Source organism: Bradyrhizobium sp. DN3, assembly GCF_041357655.1.
In the GTDB taxonomy this organism is placed as follows: domain Bacteria; phylum Pseudomonadota; class Alphaproteobacteria; order Rhizobiales; family Xanthobacteraceae; genus Bradyrhizobium.
In genome coordinates, this window is the sequence record NZ_JAULLN010000018.1 from 37,778 (window position 1) to 57,087 (window position 19,310).

Below are 19,310 nucleotides of genomic sequence, written 5' to 3' on the forward strand. Positions count from 1 at the left end.
TCAGGGTGCGCCCCGGCACCTGCGCGTCTTTCCCGCCGAGTGTTGTTTTCAGGTCATTTACTTTATTTCGAACATTTCCTTTGTTCCCGTGCCGGCTGGCCCTTGGCGGCCGCGCGTAGAAACCATCCGGTTAACGAGCGCGGTTAAGAATATCTGGGCAAGCCGCGATTGCCGGGTTCTGCGTAAATTTCTGGACGATCCGTTTGGGGCAAGGGGAAGCATCGATGTCGATGAGGATTGCGGTGGCGCTGGCCGCCACCATCGGGGCTGGGGTTTTGATGTCGACCGCGGCCGAGGCGCGGCCGGAAATGGTCGGGACGCACCTGGCCGACTATTCGCCGGGCACCATCGTGGTCAAAACCAGCGAGCGCCGGCTCTATCTCATCCTCGATAACGGCCACGCCGTGCGCTATCCGGTTGGCGTCGGCAAGGCCGGCAAGCAATGGGCCGGCACGACGAAGATCGACGGCAAGTATCTCAATCCAGCCTGGGCACCGCCTGCCGAGGTGAAGCGCGACAAGCCGAGTATTCCCGACGTCATTCCGGGCGGCTCGCCGCGCAACCCGATGGGCGTCGCGGCGATGACCTTGGCCGGCGGCGAATATGCGATCCACGGCACCAACGTGCCGGGCTCGATCGGCGGCTTCGTCTCCTATGGCTGCATCCGCATGCTCAACGACGACATCACCGATCTCTACGGCCGCGTCTCCGTGGGCACGACGGTGGTCGTGACGCGCTGATCGAAGAGATCGGGAGAGGATTGCGAAAGCCGCGTCTAGCGACGCGGCTTTTTTTATTACCAAAAACGCCAGCTGCGCGCACACCAGCCGTCGCGATGGCCGCCATTGTAACTGCGCACGTAGCCGCCCGCGAGCAGCGTGGCCGAGACGTTGGCGGTGCGCCGGGTCGCGACATCAGCGAGAATGCGTCCGTATTTGTCGGGCCCGAGATTGGAGATCGTCACGTCCCCCTGGCCGAGCAGATTGCGCAGCGCGTCGGTGGCGGCTTCAGCCTTGTTCAGCTCATCCTGGCAGGATGCCTTCAGTTCAGGCGCATCGATACCGCGCAGGCGAACCCGCACGACGAGATGACCGCCGTTGCGCTGATGCACGCGCGCCAGAAAAGTGTCGCCGTCGACGGTGCGGATGACTTCGACCGGCTGGCGAGCGCCGGCATCTCCGGCCTGCTGGAGGACGATGTCGGTCGCCTGCGACTGGCCGTCGGCGCCATGCGGGACAGGCCAATTCGTGCCGTGCCGGAAGGCAAGAACGACAGCCGTCACGACGCCGACCACGAACATCCAGGGCAACAGTCCGGAGAATCGGCGATGGAACGGAGAGCCGCTGAAGGATGACCGATACGGATTGAGACGATCGCGAGAACGCATTGTCTCACGCTAGAGCTGAGTCGGCAGAACCGGCAAGCCGCGTTCCAAGCCTTCTAGCGGTTACTGCCTGTAGTTGCACGGAGAGCGATCTTCACATTCCGTTTAGCGCCTGCGTGGTCGCATCGCGCGCGGTCTGCATCCCGAGATACCGCCGCTTCATGGTTCTGCCGGACGGGCCTGCGGCGCATCGGCCGTACTTCTACGGCCATCGGTGAATATTACCCAAATCTCAATCTTTGGTTGCGCATACCTGATGCGGGACGGAATTGAGGAGAGAGCGGTGGGATTATTCAAGCTTCGCATTGGAACAAAGCTCGGCATCATCACGGGCATCAACGTTCTGCTGGTCGGCGGTATCCTGACCAACCAGATGCTCGGCAACCAGTCGATCGCGGAGTCCAACCGGCTGGTCATCATCAACTACCTCAACAAAGGCAATGCGCAGGCGGCGCAGACGGCGATGGCGCGCGCGCAGTTCGCCGCCCTCGAGCTCGGCTCCGCGCCGTCGGTCGGTGAGGTCGACAAGCTCCTCGAAACTCTCCGCAGCCATGCAACCGAGGCCGGTACGGAAATCGACGCCGCAAGGGAGCGGGCGACGCGAAAGGTCACGCAGGATGCCTATCGCGAGGCGAGGAAGTTCGTGGATACTTATCTTGCCAGTGCCGTCGAGCTGGCGGCGGCGCAGAGGGCCGTCATCAATGCCCCCGCCGGCGGCGCCAAGTCCGCAGCGGAAACAGCAAAGGCGGGCATTCTTGCAGAGCATATGCGCCCGGCGGCCAGGGAAGTCGGCAAACGCGTCGATGACCTGGTGGGCGTCGCCAATGAATTCGCGGCGCGCCGCAAAGGCGAATTGCTGGTCGAACTTGATCGTGTCGCCAACTTCGCGGTGATCGTCGGCGTCTTCGTCATGCTGATGCTGATCGGCTCCGCGGTCTTTTCGGTGTCGAGCATCGCCCGCCCGATCCGGCGCATCGGCGATGTGCTCCTGCAACTCGCCGGCGGCAACAAGGCCGTCGAAATTCCCTATACGGCCCGCGGCGACGAAGTGGGCGACAACGCTCGCGCGGCGCAGACCTTCAAGGACAACCTGATCCGCATCGAGCGGATGGAAGCCGAGCAGAAGCAGCAGGAAGCCGCTGCGGCCGCGCAGCGCAAGGAAGAGATGATCCGGCTCGCCGGCGCGTTCGAAGCGGCGGTCGGCGGCATCATCAATTCGGTGTCGGCCGCTTCCCAGCAGCTCGAATCCGCCGCCGGCACGTTGTCGGGCACCGCGGAAGAGACCCAGCAGCTCTCCGGAATGGTGGCAGCGGCCTCCGAGGAGGCATCCACCAATGTCGGCGCCGTGGCGTCGGCCGCCGAAGAAATGAGCACGTCGGTGGTCGAGATCAGCCGTCAGGTTCACGATTCCAGCCGCATCGCCGGCGAAGCGGTGAAGCAGGCCGAGCGCACCGACATCCGCATCAATGAACTGCTCAAGGCCGCGGGCCGGATCGGCGACGTCGTCAAGCTGATCACTGCGATTGCCGAACAGACCAATCTCCTGGCGCTGAACGCCACGATCGAAGCGGCACGCGCCGGTGAATCCGGCCGCGGATTCGCCGTGGTGGCGAGCGAGGTCAAGGCGCTCGCTGCCCAGACCGCGAGAGCGACCGAGGAAATCGGCACGCAGATCGCCGGCATGCAGGCCGCGACGGAAGACTCCGTCGGCGCGATCAAGGAGATCGGCGCGACCATCGCCAGGATCTCGGACATCTCGACCACCATCGCTGCGACCATCGAGGAGCAGGGAGCCGCGACGTCGGAGATCGCACGCAACGTCAGCGAAGCCGCCAAGGGCACGGTCGAGGTCGCCGACAAGATCGCGCAGGTCAGTCACGGTGCAAGCGCCACCGGCGCGGCATCCGGACAGGTGCTCGCAGCGGCGCGCTCGCTGTCCACCGAAAGCGGTCTGTTGAAGGCCGAGGTCGAGAAATTCCTCAATACTGTGCGCGCCGCCTAGATCGGCAACGAAGCGGCGAGCACAGTTTCTGTGCTCGCCGGACATTCATGACACCCCCGGGATTTCCCGGGTTTGACCGGCACCGTGAGCAACGATAGGTTGAATTCGAAGCCGTAAGCAACTCGCTTGCGGAACCTGTTCAGCGAGTCCCCCAACATGAACATCGACGTGACTTCACACGATTCGCTCGAACGAATCGCCGATCTGGTGCGCCAGCAACATAATTCCCTCGACACCACGCGGCTTTCGCCGGTGGATGGATTCCAGACCCGGACCGTCGCGCTCGAAACGCTGATGCGCGAAGTGACGGAATGTCTTGCCGAGAGCTTTCGGCATCGCCCGGCGCAGGATTTTCCCATGCTTTATTTTGCATGCGGCAAGGCGCGGGTCGGATCGACGGCCCTGAGCAATTTGTTCGGCATGACGGGGATGCCCTCGTATTATCAACCGCTGAAGGCCATGCTGCGCGATGCGCTCGTCGGCGAGGCGCTGACACCGTGGATCGTGCCGTCGGCGGCCGATGAGCCGAATATCTTCAGCAAGGAGACGATCGGGCCCTACGTGCTCGCCGAGAGCCTGTTCAATCCGCTCAAGCTGCTGATCGACGCAGGCTACCCGCGGCACCGGCTGCACCTCATCGCGCTCGACCGCGAGCCGGCCAGCGCGCTGGCGTCCTGGCTCGAGAAGCTGATCTCGCGCGCTCCTGAAAGTACGCTGTTGGCGCACTATGTCGTCGCCGCACTCAGCGCAGTCCGGGTCGCTGGCTACGCCAGGCAACAGGGCGTTCCGGTCACGCATTACGTCTACGAGGTGAGCAAGGAGGCGGTATCGTCGGTTCGAGTCCTGTTCGACCGCCTCGGCATTTCGGGCAGCTTTACCGAAAATGCCGTGACCTCATGGCGGGAGCCAGGACAAGAGCAGGCGAACAACGCGCGCGTCATCTTCCCGAGCGAAGCGGCGATCTACAAGGTGCCCAATCTGCACACCTCGGATAGCGCCTATCGCTACCAGCGCCGCGCAACGACCTCGCTGAGCCAGGCCCAGCTGGACGTCTTGGAGCGCTGCGGCGTCAACGATGCTTATCGTGCCTCGGTTGCGGCATGCGTTCGCGATCTCGACCTGAATGCAGCGACGTCGGCGCACCTGTTCGGCGAATGGCTCCCTACGGCCGCGTGATCACCATGCTCGACGTTTCCGCGACCACCGAGCCAGCCGTCCCTGGAGCGGTTGACGATAAGCCGAGCCGCGCGACAGTCAGCCACCTTCGACGCCTGGAGGCAGAAAGCATCCACATCCTGCGGGAGACGGCGGCCGAGTTCCGCAAGCCGGTCATGCTGTATTCGATCGGGAAAGACTCTTCGGTGCTGTTGCATCTGGCGATGAAGGCGTTTCATCCCGGCAGGCCGCCTTTTCCCATGCTGCATGTCGACACGACGTGGAAGTTCCGGGAGATGATCGCATTTCGCGACATGCGCGCGCGCGAGCTTGGCCTCGATCTGATCGTCCACACCAACAATGACGGATTGAGCCAGGGCATTGACCCCTTCACCCACGGCTCGGCCCGTTACACCGACGTCATGAAGACGCAGGCGCTCCGACAGGCGCTGGACCTCCACGGCTTCGACGCCGCGATCGGAGGAGCGCGGCGCGACGAGGAGAAGTCGCGCGCCAAGGAGCGCATCTTCTCGCATCGCAGTGCGGCGCATCGCTGGGACCCGAAGAACCAGCGGCCGGAGCTGTGGAGCCTGTACAACACGATGCTCGCGCCGGGCGAGAGCATGCGGGTGTTTCCGCTGTCGAACTGGACCGAGCTCGACGTCTGGGACTACATCCTGCTCGAGGACATCCCGATCGTTCCACTCTATCTGGCGGCGCCGCGTCCGGTGGTCGAGCGCGACGGTGCGCTGATCATGGTGGATGACGAACGGATGCCGCTGCGTCCGTACGAGGAGCCGCGCTGGCGCTCCGTCAGGTTTCGCACGCTCGGCTGCTATCCTCTCACCGGCGCGACGACCTCGACGGCGGCGACCCTGCCAGAGATCGTTCGGGAGATGATGGTCTCGCGCACCTCCGAGCGGCAGGGGCGCATGATCGACCGGGACAGTCCCGCATCGATGGAGCGCAAGAAAGCGGAAGGCTACTTCTGATGCCCTATCACGAGGCCCCCGCGATCGCCGCCTCCGATGCGCCGCGGCTGGATCAGGACGACCGCCCGACGCTGCGCTTCGTCACCTGCGGCAGCGTCGATGACGGCAAGAGCACGCTGGTCGGCCGCCTGCTCTATGATTCCAAGACGCTGCTCGACGACCAGCTCGACGCCCTCGCCTCCGAGAGCCGGACCGTTGGCACCACAGGCGGCGATCTCGATTTCGCGCTGCTGGTCGACGGCTTGCAGGCCGAGCGCGAGCAGGGCATCACGATCGACGTCGCCTACCGGTTCTTCGCCACGCCGTTGCGACGCTTCATCGTCGCCGACACACCGGGACATGCACAATATACCCGCAACATGGCGACCGGCGCCTCCAACGCCGATCTCGCCGTGGTGTTGATCGACGCGCGCAAGGGCGTGATCACGCAGACGCGGCGTCACAGCCACATCCTGTCGCTGCTCGGCGTCCGCCACGTCGTCCTCGCCGTGAACAAGATGGATCTGATCGGATTCGACGGCGGCCGCTTCGCGGCCATCACCGCCGAATATCTGACGCTGGCCGGGCAGCTCGGCATTTCCCAGGTCCAATGCATCCCGGTGGTGGCGCTCGACGGCGACAACATCGTCGCCGCGAGCACGCGGATGCCGTGGTACACTGGGCCAACCATCACGGCCTATCTGGAATCGGTGGACGTGTCCGGCGACGTCTCGCAGCGGCCGTTCCGGCTGCCGGTGCAATGGGCCAACCGGCCGCATGCAGATTTTCGCGGCTTCTGCGGCCGAATCGCCAGCGGAACGATCCGGGCCGGCGACGCCGTTACCGTGCAGCCCTCGGGCCGCCAGACCCGCGTCGCGCGCATTCTCACGCCCGGCGGCGAGCGCGATCGGGCTGCGGCGGGCGAATCGGTGACGCTCACATTGACGGACGAGATCGACGTCAGTCGCGGTGACGTGCTGACGGCGGGGGCCACACCACAGATCTCGGACCAATTGGCGGCCCATCTCGTCTGGTTTGATGACCAGGCCATGGTCGCGGGCCGGCGCTACGTTCTCAAATGCGGCACGGCTTCGATCGGCGCGGTGATCACGTCGCTCGGGCACCGCATCGCCATCGACACCATGGCGCAGGAAAGCGCCACGACGCTCGATGCCAACCAGATCGGCCACGTCCATCTCCGCCTCGACCGCCCGCTGGTGTTCGAGGCCTATCGCGACGACCGCGACATGGGCAGCTTCATCCTCATCGATCCGATCAGCCATCGCACCGCTGCCGCCGGTATGGTCGACCTCTCGCTGAGCCGCGCAACCAACATTCACCGCCATCGACTCGCAGTCGACAAGTCGGTGCGTGCGCGGCTCAAGCAGCAGCGACCCTGCGTGCTCTGGTTCACGGGCTTCAGTGGAGCCGGCAAATCGACGATCGCAGATCTCGTCGACCGGCGCCTTGCCGAGCTCGGACGCCACGCCGCGCTGCTCGACGGCGACAATCTCCGCCACGGCATCAATCGCGATCTCGGCTTCTCCAGCGCCGAGAGAATGGAAAACGTCCGGCGTGTCGCCGAGATCGCGGCGCTGTTCGTCGATGCCGGCATGATCGCGCTGGTCGCGCTGATTTCGCCGTTCCGCAGCGAGCGCGCACTGGCGCGGCAGCGGGTCGAGACGAGCGAGTTCATCGAGATCCACGTCGCGACCCCGCTTGCCGAATGCGAGCGTCGCGACCCCAAGGGCCTCTATCGCAAGGCGCGCGCCGGCGAGCTGACGGGCTTCACCGGGATCGATGATCCCTACGAGGCACCGCAAGCGCCGGAGATCTCGATCGACACCTCGGAACTGTCCAGCGAGGCGGCCTGCGAACGCATCATCCGCTATCTCAGGGACAATCACTATCTATAGCGGCCGTGCACCCAGCGTGGTCCTTCGCAGGCCTCAGAAGTCGGAGGCGATACCCTTGCTCTCCCAATCGCCATAGCGGGTGGGCTCGGGTCCCTTCGGTCCCTGAAGCTCCCTAGGCCGCGCTTCGGCTTCGGCTGCCGCGGCCTGCCGCCGCGCCTCGGCTTCAGCCAGCGCGCGCTGGGCTGCGGGCGGCAGCGGCTTGCGATCGGGAACGGGAGGCTGGTCACTCATGGTCCGGCTTATTAGCGCAGGACGGCCCGCAGCGCGACGTCCAATAACGCATTCCTGAAATCGGGCCCAAAGGGCTGAAAAAGCCGGAAGCGATTCTTACATTTGGCATATTCGCGTGCCACAGATGAGCTGGTTAAGGCATGCGCCCATCGCGGCGGAACTGCCGCTCGCTCAGAACCTTGCTTCCGCATGCCATCTCAACGTTTCGTTCCTCCGTCCGAAGTGCCCGGTCTTGCGGCGCGGCGGATTGCCGCCGACATCGTCGACGGCGTTCTGCACAAGCACCGCACGCTTGACGACCAACTCGACGGCGGCGGCGCCCATCCCGGACTGAAGACGCTGGCCGACCGCGACCGCGCGCTGATGCGGCGCCTGGTCGCCACCGTGCTGCGCCGGCTCGGCACGCTCGGCCATGTGCTGTCCCGGCTGCTCGACAAGGGCATTCCCTCCGATGCACCGCGTGCGCAGAGCGCGCTGTTGATCGGCGCCGCGCAGATCCTCTGGATGGACGTGCCCGATCACGCCGCCGTCGATCTCTCCGTTCGCCTCGTGCAATCCGACCGGCGCGCCGCGCGTTATGCCGGCCTCGTCAATGCCGTGCTGCGCCGCTGCGCGCGCGAGGGCAAGGCCCTGGTCGAGGAAGTCGCCACGCAATCGCTGGATCTGCCGCCCTGGCTGCTCGCGCGCTGGAGCGCACATTATGGCGAGGCGACCGCGAGAGACATGGCGCTCGCGCTCGGCCACGAACCGTCGCTCGATCTGACCGTGAAGTCGGATGCCGCGCAATGGGCAAGCCGCCTGCATGGCGAGACGCTGCCGACCGGGACGGTGCGGATGCTGCTGCATGGCTCGGTGACCATGCTGCCAGGCTTTGCCGAGGGACAATGGTGGGTGCAGGACGCCGCCGCTGCGCTGCCGGCCCGTCTGTTCGGCGACATCAAGGGCAAGTCCATCGCCGATCTCTGCGCCGCCCCGGGCGGCAAGACCGCGCAGCTGGCACTTGCCGGCGCGCATGTCACGGCCATCGACCGCTCGCCCGCCCGCGTGGCGCGGCTGCGCGAAAACCTCGGGCGGTTGTCGCTCCAGGCCGAGACCGTCGTCGCTGACGCCGTGGAATGGGCCGGCCCAGCCGAGGCCTTCGACGGTGTTTTGATCGATGCGCCCTGCACCTCGACCGGCACGATCCGCCGCCATCCCGATGTCGCGTGGCTCCGGCAGGAATCCGACATCGCCGCCCTGACCGCGCTCCAGCAGCGGCTGCTGCGCAAATCGCTGTCGCTGCTCAAATCCGGCGGGACGCTGATCTACTGCACCTGTTCGCTGGAACCCGAAGAGGGCGAGCAGGCCATCGCCGCGCTGCTGGCCGCAGAGCCCGCGCTTCGCCGTGTCCCGATCGAGGCGTCGGAGGTCGCAGGTCTCGACGAAATCCTCACCGCGGAAGGCGATCTGCGCACCCTGCCGAGCCATCTGCCGAATGCCGATCCCAAGCTCGGCGGGCTCGACGGATTCTTCGCGGCCCGGCTCGTTAAATCCTGATTTTGCACCGGATTTTGCAACCTCGGTGCTGATTCGCGCCGTTCAAGGTGGTGTCAGCCGTCCGATTTTGGGATTAATAAGGATTCGTCGGAATCCTCCTCTCCCCTTCAAGGCAAAGCGTGTCGGTCGCTCAACGCAGACGTATCTCGACGCTGGTGATGAACCGCTTCGCGCGGAACATGCTCGCGCGCGCGAGCGGCGGGCCGGTGGCGGTGTCGCGGGTCTGGCCCAGCCGGACCGACCGGCTCATCATCGCGCCGCATGACCTGCGCACCGCGGATGCGACCCGCGCCGCCGAGATCTATGCTGGCCGCTTCGTCTTCGCCGGCAAGATCGTCAATTGCCACGGCCGCTCGATCTTCGATCTCGAACCGCCGTCGGAGGATTGGGAGGTCGCGCTGCTCGGCTTCGGCTGGCTGCGGCACTTGCGCGCCGCCGACACCGCGCTGACGCGCGCGAATGCGCGCGCGCTGGTCGAGGACTGGATCTCGAACCCCGCCAACAAGCGCCGCCCGGTCGCGCGGCGCGCCGACGTGCTGGCACGGCGTGTGATCTCCCTGCTGTCGCAGGCGCCCTTGGTGCTCAATGATACCGACAACAAGTTCTACCGCCGCTACCTGCGCGCCCTCGCACGCGAGATCCGCTTGCTGCGCTACACCATGCTCGACATTCCCGACGGGGTGCCGAAGCTCCAGGTGCTGATCGCACTATGCTACGCGGCGCTGTGCCTTGCCAACCAGGCGCGCCACATCCGCAGCACCTCGAAAAAGCTCTCCGACGAATTGCAGCGGCAGATCCTGCCCGATGGTGGACACATCTCCCGCAACCCGGGCGCCCTGATCGACCTCCTGATCGACCTGTTGCCGCTGCGGCAGACCTTCGCGGCGCGCAACATCGCGCCGCCGCCGGCGCTGCTCAACGCGATCGACCGTATGATGCCGATGCTGCGCTTCTTCCGTCACGGTGACGGCAATTTTGCGCTGTTCAACGGCATGAGCGCGACGCCATCCGACCTGCTTGCGACGCTGCTCGCCTATGACGACACTCACGGCGCACCGATGGCGAACATGCCGCATACCGGCTTCCAGCGTCTCGATGCCGGCCAGACCACGCTGATCATCGACACCGGCCCGCCGCCGCCGGCCGGCGTCAGCCACGACGCCCATGCCGGTTGCCTGTCGTTCGAACTGTCCTCCGGCATCAGCCGCATCGTCACCAATTGCGGCATGCCGACCACGGGCCGCGACAATTGGCGGCCGTTCGCCCGCGGCACGGTGGCACATTCGACACTGGCCTATCACGACACCTCCTCATGCCAGTTCGTGGAGATGTCGGCGATGAAGCGGCTGTTGCACGGCGCGCCCGTGACCAGCGGCCCGGTGGAGGTCGAGAGCTATCGCGAAATCGTGCCGAACGGCACGCTGCTGACGACCTCGCATGACGGCTATCTCTCTAAATTCGGCGCGATCCACCGCCGTGTGCTGATGATCGCCAATGACGGCGCTCGCATCGACGGCGAGGATACGCTGTCGCCGCCGCAGGGCGGGCGCTTCAAGGGCGCGGATGCCGATTTCGCGCTGCGCTTCCATCTGCATCCGGCGGTGAAGGCGAGCCGGCTGTCGGATGCCCGCGGTGTCATGCTGGTGCTGCCGAACCGCGACGTCTGGACCTTTGAAGCATTGGACGACAAGGTCGATCTCGAAGACAGCGTGTTCCTGGCCGGCAATGACGGGCCGCGCCGCACCGCGCAGATCGTGATCCGGCAGGATGCGCGGCAGGCCCCGTCGATCCGCTGGAGCTTTGTCCGTTCCACCGCCTCACCCGCAGTCACCAATGCCCGAAGAAATGCGCGGCGGGAGCCGGAACTACCGCTCTAGACGCCCGTATTTCCGCCCTGTCTGATCGTTGTGAAGGGCGTCGAAAACTGCTAACCAGCACGCGCTCGCGCGACTGGCGACCTTGGATGGAGCACCATCGGGAAGCGCGAGATATAGCTGCCGCGCGCCTGGGCATAGACACTCCTTAAGACAGAGGATCTTGCTCATGACTGACCATCCCCGCCGCGTCACCCGCGCCCTGCTCTCCGTTTCCGACAAGACCGGCCTGATCGAGTTCGCAAAGGCGCTTGCCGCGCACGATGTCGAGCTAGTCTCGACCGGCGGCACCGCCAAGGCGATCGCCGCCGCCGGCCTCAAGGTGAAGGATGTCTCCGAGCTGACCGGCTTCCCCGAGATGATGGACGGCCGGGTCAAGACGTTGCATCCGAAGGTGCATGGCGGCCTGCTCGCGATCCGCGACAACGCCGAGCACGCGTCGGCGATGAAGACCCACGGCATCGCTCCGATCGATCTCCTCGTCGTCAATCTCTATCCGTTCGAAGCGACGGTCGACAAGGGTGCCGGCTTCGAGGATTGCATCGAGAACATCGACATCGGCGGCCCCGCGATGATCCGCGCCGCCGCCAAGAACCATGACGACGTCGCCGTCGTGGTCGAGGCCGACGACTACAAGGCCGTGCTCGACGAGCTCGCCGCCAACAACGGTGCAACCACGTTGAAGCTGCGTCGGCGCCTTGCGGCAAAGGCCTATGCTCGCACTGCGGCCTATGACGCTGCGATCTCGAACTGGTTCAACCGGCAGCTCGCGATCGGCGCGCCCGACTTCCGCGCCTTCGGCGGCAGGCTGATCCAGTCGCTGCGCTATGGCGAGAACCCGCACCAGACCGCCGCGTTCTACGCAACGCCCGACAAGCGACCGGGCGTCTCGACCGCACGGCAGCTGCAGGGCAAGGAGCTCTCCTACAACAACATCAACGACACCGATGCGGCCTATGAATGCATCGGCGAGTTCGATGCCACGCGCACCGCGGCCTGCGTCATCGTCAAGCACGCCAATCCCTGCGGCGTCGCAGAGGGCGCGAATCTCGTCGACGCCTATCGCAAGGCGCTGGCCTGCGATTCCACCTCCGCCTTCGGCGGCATCATCGCGATGAACCGACCGCTCGATGCCGACACCGCGCGCGAGATCACGAAGATCTTCACCGAGGTGATCATCGCCCCCGACGCCAGCGAAGAGGCGATCTCCATCATCGGCGGCAAGAAGAACCTCCGCCTGCTGCTCGCCGGCAGCCTGCCCGATCCGCGGGCACCGGGCCTGACCGCCAAGACGGTGGCCGGCGGGCTGCTCGTGCAGAGCCGCGACAACGCCGTGGTCGACGACATGACGTTCAAGGTCGTGACCAAACGTGCGCCGACCGAGGCCGAGATGCGCGACCTGAAATTCGCGTTCCGTGTGGCCAAGCACGTCAAGTCCAACACCATCATCTACGCCAAGGATCTCGCCACTGTCGGCATCGGCGCGGGCCAGATGAGCCGGGTGGATTCAGCGCGGATCGCGGCGCGCAAGGCGCAGGATGCCGCCAATGAGCTGAAGCTTGCCGAGCCGCTCACCAAGGGCTCGGTGGTCGCGTCGGACGCCTTCTTCCCGTTCGCCGACGGCATGCTCGCCTGCATCGAGGCCGGCGCCACCGCGGTGGTGCAGCCCGGCGGCTCGATGCGCGACGACGAGGTCATCAAGGCCGCCGACGAGCACGGCATCGCCATGGTGTTCACGGGAACGCGGCACTTCAGGCACTGATCGATCAGTGCACTATTAACCCTCTCAACGGGTCGTCCCGGCCTAGCGCGCAATTGCGCGCGGGGGGCCGGGACCCATACCGCGTGATTTATCGATGGAGCGCGGACTTGGTACCGCGGAACGACCGGCCTTCGCCAAACTACGCTTTGGGGTTATGGGTCCCGGCCCCCCGCGCGCAATTGCGCGCTAGGCCGGGACGACAGCGGAGATTGGCGCGACGACGAGGCTCAAGCCTCCCGCACTCGCATCAACAGCGCCAACCCCGCGACGAAGAACACCACCAGCACGGCCATGCCGGCTTTCTGGCTCGCCGTCGCCGCGGTGATCATGCCGATCAACAGCGGGCCAATGAAGGACGTCACCTTCCCGGTCAATGCGAACAGGCCGAAGTACTGCGCGATGCGATCCTTCGGCGCGAGGCGGATCAGCAGCGTGCGCGAAGCGGCTTGCAGCGGGCCGCCGGCGGCGCCGATGAGACAGCCCAGCACCAGATAGGCGCGCTCCGCGGCGCTCGAGAACAGGGCCGCACCCGGCTCGGGCGGCGCGACCTTGACGAACAACACACTGTCCTTGTCGACCAGCAGGATCGCCGCCACCGACAGCAGCAGGATCAGCAGACTGCCGGCGATCACGCGCTTCGGCCCGAGATGATCGTCGAGCTTGCCGCCAAACCATGCGCCGAACGCACCGGCGATCGCGAGCATGATGCCGAACGTGCCGATCTGAATCGTGTGCCAGCCGAAGGTGCCGGCGGCATAGATGCCGCCGAACGCGAACAGCGACACCAGACCATCGGTATAGATCATGTTGGCGAGCAGGAACGCCGCAAGAGATTTCTGGTGCGGCAGACTCTTGATCGATTGCTTCAGCTCCCAAAGTCCTTCGCGCAGCGCCTCGCGCACCGGAAGCTTCGCGGGATAATCCGGCGTGAACAGGAACATTGGCGTCACGAAGATGATGAACCAAAGCCCGGTCAACGGCCCGGCGGCACGGTCGCCCTGATGAGTGACGGGATCGAGCCCGAATAGCGGCGTGAAACCGAGCAGCGTGCGGCCGGTCTCGGGATTGGCGGCGAGCAGGCCGAGCACGATGATCAGGCTGACGATGCCGCCAATGTAACCTGTTGCCCAGCCGGTGCCGGACAGCCGCCCGATGCGCTCCGGCGGCACCAGGGTCGGCATCATCGCGTTGTTGAAGACGGTGGCGAATTCCGCACCGACGCTGGCGAGCGCGACGGCGGTGAGCAGCGGCGGAATGATAGCGTAATCGCCGGGCTTGCCGATCCACAGCGTGCAGGACGCCACCACCAGCACCGCGCCGAAACCTGCGATCCATGGCTTCCTGCGGCCCGAAGCATCCGCGATCGCCCCGAGCACCGGTGACAACAACGCGATCGCAAGTCCCGCGGCCGCCATCGCAAAGCCCCACAGCGATTGGCCGGTGGCAGGATTTGGCGCGATGCCGGTCGCGAAATAGGGCGCGAACACGAAGGTCGTGATCAGCGTGAAATAAGGCTGCGCAGCCCAATCGAAGAAGATCCAGCTGACGACGGCGGCGCGCGGCGGATAGGTCCGCGGCACGCTGGCCATGCGCACATCCGGGGCAATCGTCGTCATCACGCAGTCCTCATCACGAACAGTTTTGCCTCTCTCGGGGCAAACCGTATAGCATTGCCGTGACGCGTGTGAACTGGCCCGGGGGCACGACGGAAATTTTGATGATGTCGACATATTCGACGCGGCGGGCATTTTTCGCCGTCATAGCCACTTTGGCGCTCGGTCTCGCCCCCGCGACTGCCCAGGATGCGCGGCGGGGCTATGTCCCGCCCGCGCGCGACACCGTGCGTGCCGTCGCTGCCGAGCACGGCATGGTGGTGGCGCAGGAGAGGATCTCCGCGCAGGTCGGCGCCGATATCCTGCGGCGCGGCGGCAATGCCATCGATGCCGCGGTCGCCACCGGCTTTGCGATGGCCGTGACCTATCCGCGCGCCGGCAATATCGGCGGCGGCGGCTTCATGGTGATCCATTCCGCCGATCGCAATGAAGACATCACGATCGACTATCGCGAGACCGCCCCGGCCGCGACCACGCCGCAGATCTTTCTCGGACCGGATGGCAAGCCTGACGCGACCAAGTCACGCGATTCCGCGCTCGGCGTCGGCGTGCCCGGCACCGTCGCAGGTCTCGCGCTCGCATTGGGAAAATACGGCTCCGGTCAGTTCACGCTGGCGCAATTGCTCGAGCCGGCAATCGCGCTCGCCCGCGACGGCTTTGTCGTCAGCGACGATATGGCCGATACGCTGCCGAGCTGGCACCGGCGGCTGGCGCGCTGGCCTTCCTCGGCCAAAGTCTTCTCGCGTGCCGACGGCACGCCGCTTGGCGAAGGCGACAGGCTGGTGCAAGCCGATCTCGCCGCAACGCTGTCGGCCGTCGCCGCACAGGGGCCGCGCGGCTTCTATGAGGGGCCAGTTGCGGAAAAGCTGGCCAAGGCCGTCTCTGAAGCCGGCGGCATCATGACGCCAGCCGACCTGAAGGCCTATCAGGCGGTGATCCGTGCGCCGGTGCGCGGCAGCTATCGCGGCTACGACATCGTCTCGATGCCGCTGCCCTCGTCCGGCGGCGTGGTGCTGGTGGAGACGCTCAACATCCTCGAAGGCTTTCAGCTCGCCGATCTGAAGCAGGGATCGCCGGCATCGCTGCATCTGCTGATCGAGGCCATGAAGCGCGCCTATGCGGACCGGGCGCGCTATCTCGGCGATCCCGCCTTCGTCAACGCACCGATCGAGACGCTGATCGCGAAGGACTACGCCGCCAAGCTGCGCGCGGGGATCTCCGCCGATCGCGCCACGCCTTCGAAAGAGCTCGTTTCCGCTGCTGCCGCGCCGCGCGAAGGCAGCAACACCACGCACTTTTCCGTCGTCGACGGCCGCGGCAACGCGGTCAGCAACACCTATACGCTGAACTTCAGCTATGGCGTCGGTCTCGTTGCCGACGGCACCGGCGTGCTGCTCAACAACGAGCTCGACGACTTCACCGCGGCGGTGGGCGCTTCCAATGCCTACGGCCTCGTCGGCTTCGAGGCCAATCTGCCTGGGCCTGGAAAACGCCCGCTGTCCTCGATGTCGCCGACCATCGTGCTGCGAGGCGGCAAGCCGGTGCTGGTGACGGGTTCGCCTGGTGGCAGCCGCATCATCTCGACCGTGCTCCAGGTGATCGTGAACGTCCTCGACTACAAGATGGACGTGGCTGCTGCCGTTGCTACACCGCGGCTGCATCACCAATGGCTACCGGATGAGGTGCGCGTCGAGAGCGGCTTTCCCAGCGATGTCCTGTCCGAGCTGAAGGCGATGGGCCACCTCGTCGTCGAGCCGATGGGACAGACATCGGCTAATTCGATTCTCGTGACTCCGAACGGGCCGCTCGGCGCGCCAGACCCACGCACGCGAGGCGCAGAAGCAGCGGGCCAGTAACCACGTCGTTTGCATGGCACGGCAGCGCGGGCCGGGCGGCTCGCAGAGCCGAACCCGGGATCTCGCTGAAAGTACCCTACCGCCCGACCTGATACGGCCCGCCCTTTTCGAGCGCGCGCGCATACGCTGGCCGCGCGTGGATGCGCTCGAGGAACGCCATCGCCTTGGGGTGGCCCTGCTCCAGCCCGCCGCGCGCTTGGGCTGCTTCCAGCGGAAAGCTCATCTGGATGTCGGCGGCGGTGAACTCGTTGCCCGCGAACCACTCACTCTTGCCGAGTTCGCCTTCCCAGTAATCCATGTGCTGCTTGAGCTGCGGATTGACCAGCGCGGTCAGCGCCTGGTTGCAGACCTTGCGCACCAGCGGGCGGAGCAGCGCCGGCGCGCGCTTCGGCATCAGCGTGAACAGCAGCTTCAAGAGCAGCGGCTGCATCGCCGACCCTTCCGCATAGTGCAGCCAATAGGTGTATCGCAGACGTTCCGGCGTGTTCAGCGGCGGGATCAGCCGGCCATTGCCGTAGGTGGCGATGAGATACTCGATGATCGCGCCAGACTCGGCGATGGTGTTGCCGTTGTCGGTGATGACCGGCGACTTGCCGAGCGGATGGATGGCGCGCAGCTCCTTCGGCGCGCGCATATCCGGCTGGCGTTGATAGCGCACGATCTCGTAGGGCACGCCCAACTCCTCGAGCAGCCACAGCACGCGCTGCGAGCGGGAATTGTTGAGGTGGTGAACGGTCAGCATCGCGCAGGTCCCCCAGCTTGGCTTGGTCGGTCGCGCCGTTGGTGCCAGCCCGGCAACGCAATGTCGAGCCATCGGTGCGGATATTTTCACCCGGGTATATTGACGCCAGTAATTTACCCGGGTATTAAGCTGCCAACGCGATCAATCTGGCAATGATTCCAATGCAAACGACCTTCACAGCCTTCATCGGCCAGCGCCGGCTGGCCTCGGGAGCGGCGGGCGACGTCGCGCTCGCGGTCAAGCGGGCGGGGCCGCAGCCGGACCAGCCGATCATCATTTTCGACGACGGGACCGGGCGGTCGATCGATTTCGACCTGCGCGGCGAGGATCACGAGGTGCTGGCGCGGCTGGCCAAGTTTGCTCCGCCACCGTCAACCGAAGTGACCGAATCGCCGAGCGAGCCGCGCGGCCGTGGCCGGCCGAAGCTCGGCGTGGTCGCGCGCGAGGTGACTTTGCTGCCACGACACTGGGAGTGGCTCAATGCGCAAGCCGGCGGCGCCTCGGTCGCGCTGCGCAAGCTGGTCGACGAGGCCAGACGCGCCAGCGGCGACAAGGATCGCGAGCGGCAGGCGCGCGATGCAGCCTATCACTTCATGTCGACCATGGCCGGCAACCTGCCGCAGTTCGAGGAAGCCTCGCGCGCGCTGTTCGCGGATGACCGGCGGCGCTTCACCGGGCTGATCGCCGACTGGCCGACCGACATCCGCGATCACATCGTCAAGCTCGCCTACAGCGACCGCGCTTAAGGCGCGCGCAGCATTCACCCCCATCAACGGCCGAGCCGCGCATCGCGCGGCAACGGCTTCGCACGCCCTGATGAAAGGCAAATCCATGTCCGCACCCGCGCCTCTCTGGACGACATTTCTTCGCTTCCTCGCACCCTTGATGCTGAGCAACGCGCTGCAATCGCTGTTCGGCACCGTCAGCAACGTCTATCTCGGCCAGATGATCGGCATCGACGCGCTCGCCGCGGTCGCGGCCTTCTTCCCGGTGATGTTCTTCCTATTCGCCTTCGTCATGGGACTCAGCACCGGCGCCACCGTGCTGATCGGCCAGGCCTTTGGCGCGGGCGAGCACGGCCGGATCAAGCTGGTCGTCGGTACGACGCTTGCGATCGGCCTAATGCTCTCGGCAACGGTTGCACTCGCTGGCGGGATCTTCAGCCGGCCATTGATGGTCATGCTCGCGACGCCCGCAGATATCCTCGACCAAGCCAGCGCCTATGCCCGCATCATGCTGCTGACCATGCCGCTCGGCTTCGTCTTTCTGCTGATGACCGCGATGATCCGCGGCGTCGGTGACACCGTGACGCCGCTGCTCGCACTGGCGTTATCGACCGCGATCGGCCTGATCCTGACGCCGCTACTGATCCGCGGCACCTTCGGATTGCCGGCGGCGGGCATCACCAGTCCGGCATGGGCAGCTGCGATTGCCAACGCGCTGACGCTGATCGTGCTGGCCGCCTATCTGCTCCGGAAAAAGCACGCGCTGGCACCGGACGCTGCACTGCTGCGTCATCTGCGGCTCAATGGCGCCGTGCTGGGAAAAATCCTCGGTATCGGACTGCCGAGCGCAATTGGTATGGTGGTGATGGCGATTGCCGAGCTGGTGTTGCTTGGGCTCGTCAACGGCTTCGGCTCAAACGCCACGGCCGCGTACGGCGCCGTCAATCAGGTGATGGGCTACACCCAGTTCACGGCGATGTCGATTTCGATCGCGGTCTCGATCCTCGGTGCGCAGGCGATCGGCGGCGGCGACAGGGCGCGGCTCGACGGCATCGTGCGCACCGGACTTGCGTTCAACCTCGTGCTGACCGGCGGGCTGGTGGCGCTGATCTATCTCGTACCGCGCGCCGTGCTCGGCATCTTCATCACCGACGGCGCCGTGCTCGATCTGGCGAAGGAACTGCTTTACATCGCCTTGTGGAGCTCGGTGCCGTTTGGCCTCGCCACGGTGTTTTCCGGCGCCATGCGCGCCGCCGGTGTCGCCTTGACGCCGATGCTGCTGGCGATCTTCGCCATTGTCGCGATCGAGTTGCCGTCTGCAGTGATCCTGAGCCGCACGATCGGCCTTATGGGCGTATGGGCCGCCTATCCGATCGTGTTCTGCGCCATGCTCGTTTTGCAGATGGGCTATTACCTCGTGGTGTGGCGCAAGCAAACGATCCGGCGTCTGATCTGACGGAATCATCAAGGTATTATGATCATCATTAAACGGTGGACCTGTGGCGCCGCCTACGCCAAAATGGATGAAAATCGCCGCCAGGGA

General features: G+C 65.5%; 15 protein-coding genes and 1 riboswitch. Of the genes, 11 read left to right on the forward strand and 4 right to left on the reverse strand.

What is annotated here, in order from left to right:
- Window positions 1–224: 224 nt before the first annotated feature.
- Complete coding sequence (locus tag AAE027_RS24965) at window positions 225–740, forward strand: L,D-transpeptidase (protein ID WP_091882763.1); 516 nt, start codon at window positions 225–227, stop codon at window positions 738–740.
- A gap of 56 nt (window positions 741–796) precedes the next feature.
- On the opposite strand, the gene AAE027_RS24970 is transcribed toward AAE027_RS24965, so the two are convergent.
- A complete protein-coding gene (locus AAE027_RS24970; RefSeq protein ID WP_370989063.1) occupies window positions 797–1,387 on the reverse strand; it encodes a thermonuclease family protein in 591 nt (196 codons plus the stop codon).
- A gap of 253 nt (window positions 1,388–1,640) precedes the next feature.
- Between AAE027_RS24970 and AAE027_RS24975 the strand changes: the two genes are divergently transcribed.
- The 4 genes from AAE027_RS24975 (at window position 1,641) to cysN (ending at window position 7,428) form a co-directional block, all read left to right on the forward strand.
- Window positions 1,641–3,386 carry a methyl-accepting chemotaxis protein gene (locus tag AAE027_RS24975; RefSeq protein WP_370989062.1) on the forward strand — a complete coding sequence of 582 codons (1,746 nt, stop codon included), beginning with the start codon at window positions 1,641–1,643 and terminating at the stop codon, window positions 3,384–3,386.
- 156 nt (window positions 3,387–3,542) lie between these two features.
- Window positions 3,543–4,562, forward strand: a complete 1,020-nt coding sequence (locus tag AAE027_RS24980; RefSeq protein WP_370989061.1) for a sulfotransferase family protein — start codon at window positions 3,543–3,545, stop codon at window positions 4,560–4,562.
- A gap of 5 nt (window positions 4,563–4,567) precedes the next feature.
- Window positions 4,568–5,533, forward strand: a complete 966-nt coding sequence (gene cysD / locus AAE027_RS24985; RefSeq protein ID WP_370989099.1) for a sulfate adenylyltransferase subunit CysD — start codon at window positions 4,568–4,570, stop codon at window positions 5,531–5,533.
- On the forward strand, window positions 5,533–7,428 hold the full coding sequence (gene cysN, locus AAE027_RS24990) for a sulfate adenylyltransferase subunit CysN (protein WP_370989060.1): 1,896 nt from the start codon (window positions 5,533–5,535) through the stop codon (window positions 7,426–7,428). The genes cysD and cysN overlap by 1 nt, the downstream gene beginning before the upstream one ends.
- 33 nt (window positions 7,429–7,461) lie before the next feature.
- Here cysN and AAE027_RS24995 read toward each other — a convergent pair whose 3' ends face one another.
- Window positions 7,462–7,659, reverse strand: a complete 198-nt coding sequence (locus AAE027_RS24995; protein ID WP_370989059.1) for a DUF1674 domain-containing protein — start codon at window positions 7,657–7,659, stop codon at window positions 7,462–7,464.
- A gap of 189 nt (window positions 7,660–7,848) precedes the next feature.
- Here AAE027_RS24995 and AAE027_RS25000 point away from each other — a divergent pair, with 189 nt between their 5' ends.
- The 3 genes from AAE027_RS25000 to purH all read left to right on the forward strand — a co-directional run bounded on the left by AAE027_RS25000 (window position 7,849) and on the right by purH (window position 12,831).
- Window positions 7,849–9,195 carry an RsmB/NOP family class I SAM-dependent RNA methyltransferase gene (locus AAE027_RS25000; RefSeq protein WP_370989058.1) on the forward strand — a complete coding sequence of 449 codons (1,347 nt, stop codon included), beginning with the start codon at window positions 7,849–7,851 and terminating at the stop codon, window positions 9,193–9,195.
- A gap of 158 nt (window positions 9,196–9,353) precedes the next feature.
- Window positions 9,354–11,072 (forward strand): heparinase II/III family protein, encoded by a 1,719-nt coding sequence (locus AAE027_RS25005; protein ID WP_176945430.1) that lies wholly within the window; start codon window positions 9,354–9,356, stop codon window positions 11,070–11,072.
- A 59-nt stretch (window positions 11,073–11,131) separates the two neighbouring features.
- Window positions 11,132–11,213, forward strand: a riboswitch (ZMP/ZTP riboswitch).
- 25 nt (window positions 11,214–11,238) lie between these two features.
- Window positions 11,239–12,831 (forward strand): bifunctional phosphoribosylaminoimidazolecarboxamide formyltransferase/IMP cyclohydrolase, encoded by a 1,593-nt coding sequence (purH, locus tag AAE027_RS25010; protein WP_370989057.1) that lies wholly within the window; start codon window positions 11,239–11,241, stop codon window positions 12,829–12,831.
- 227 nt (window positions 12,832–13,058) lie between these two features.
- Here purH and AAE027_RS25015 read toward each other — a convergent pair whose 3' ends face one another.
- The gene (locus AAE027_RS25015) at window positions 13,059–14,447 is read right to left on the reverse strand and encodes an MFS transporter (protein WP_370989056.1); all 1,389 of its coding nucleotides are present in this window, start codon (window positions 14,445–14,447) and stop codon (window positions 13,059–13,061) included.
- A gap of 101 nt (window positions 14,448–14,548) precedes the next feature.
- On the opposite strand from AAE027_RS25015, the gene ggt reads away from it, so the two are divergent.
- Window positions 14,549–16,300, forward strand: a complete 1,752-nt coding sequence (gene ggt, locus AAE027_RS25020) for a gamma-glutamyltransferase (protein ID WP_370989055.1) — start codon at window positions 14,549–14,551, stop codon at window positions 16,298–16,300.
- A gap of 76 nt (window positions 16,301–16,376) precedes the next feature.
- Here the strand turns inward: ggt and AAE027_RS25025 are convergent, their stop codons facing one another.
- Window positions 16,377–17,042 (reverse strand): glutathione S-transferase family protein, encoded by a 666-nt coding sequence (locus AAE027_RS25025; protein ID WP_370989054.1) that lies wholly within the window; start codon window positions 17,040–17,042, stop codon window positions 16,377–16,379.
- Between the two features lie 161 nt (window positions 17,043–17,203).
- Here AAE027_RS25025 and AAE027_RS25030 point away from each other — a divergent pair, with 161 nt between their 5' ends.
- Both AAE027_RS25030 and AAE027_RS25035 read left to right on the forward strand, forming a co-directional pair.
- On the forward strand, window positions 17,204–17,788 hold the full coding sequence (locus AAE027_RS25030) for a DUF2239 family protein (protein ID WP_370989053.1): 585 nt from the start codon (window positions 17,204–17,206) through the stop codon (window positions 17,786–17,788).
- 85 nt (window positions 17,789–17,873) lie between these two features.
- Complete coding sequence (locus AAE027_RS25035; protein ID WP_370989052.1) at window positions 17,874–19,223, forward strand: MATE family efflux transporter; 1,350 nt, start codon at window positions 17,874–17,876, stop codon at window positions 19,221–19,223.
- Window positions 19,224–19,310 lie beyond the last annotated feature (87 nt).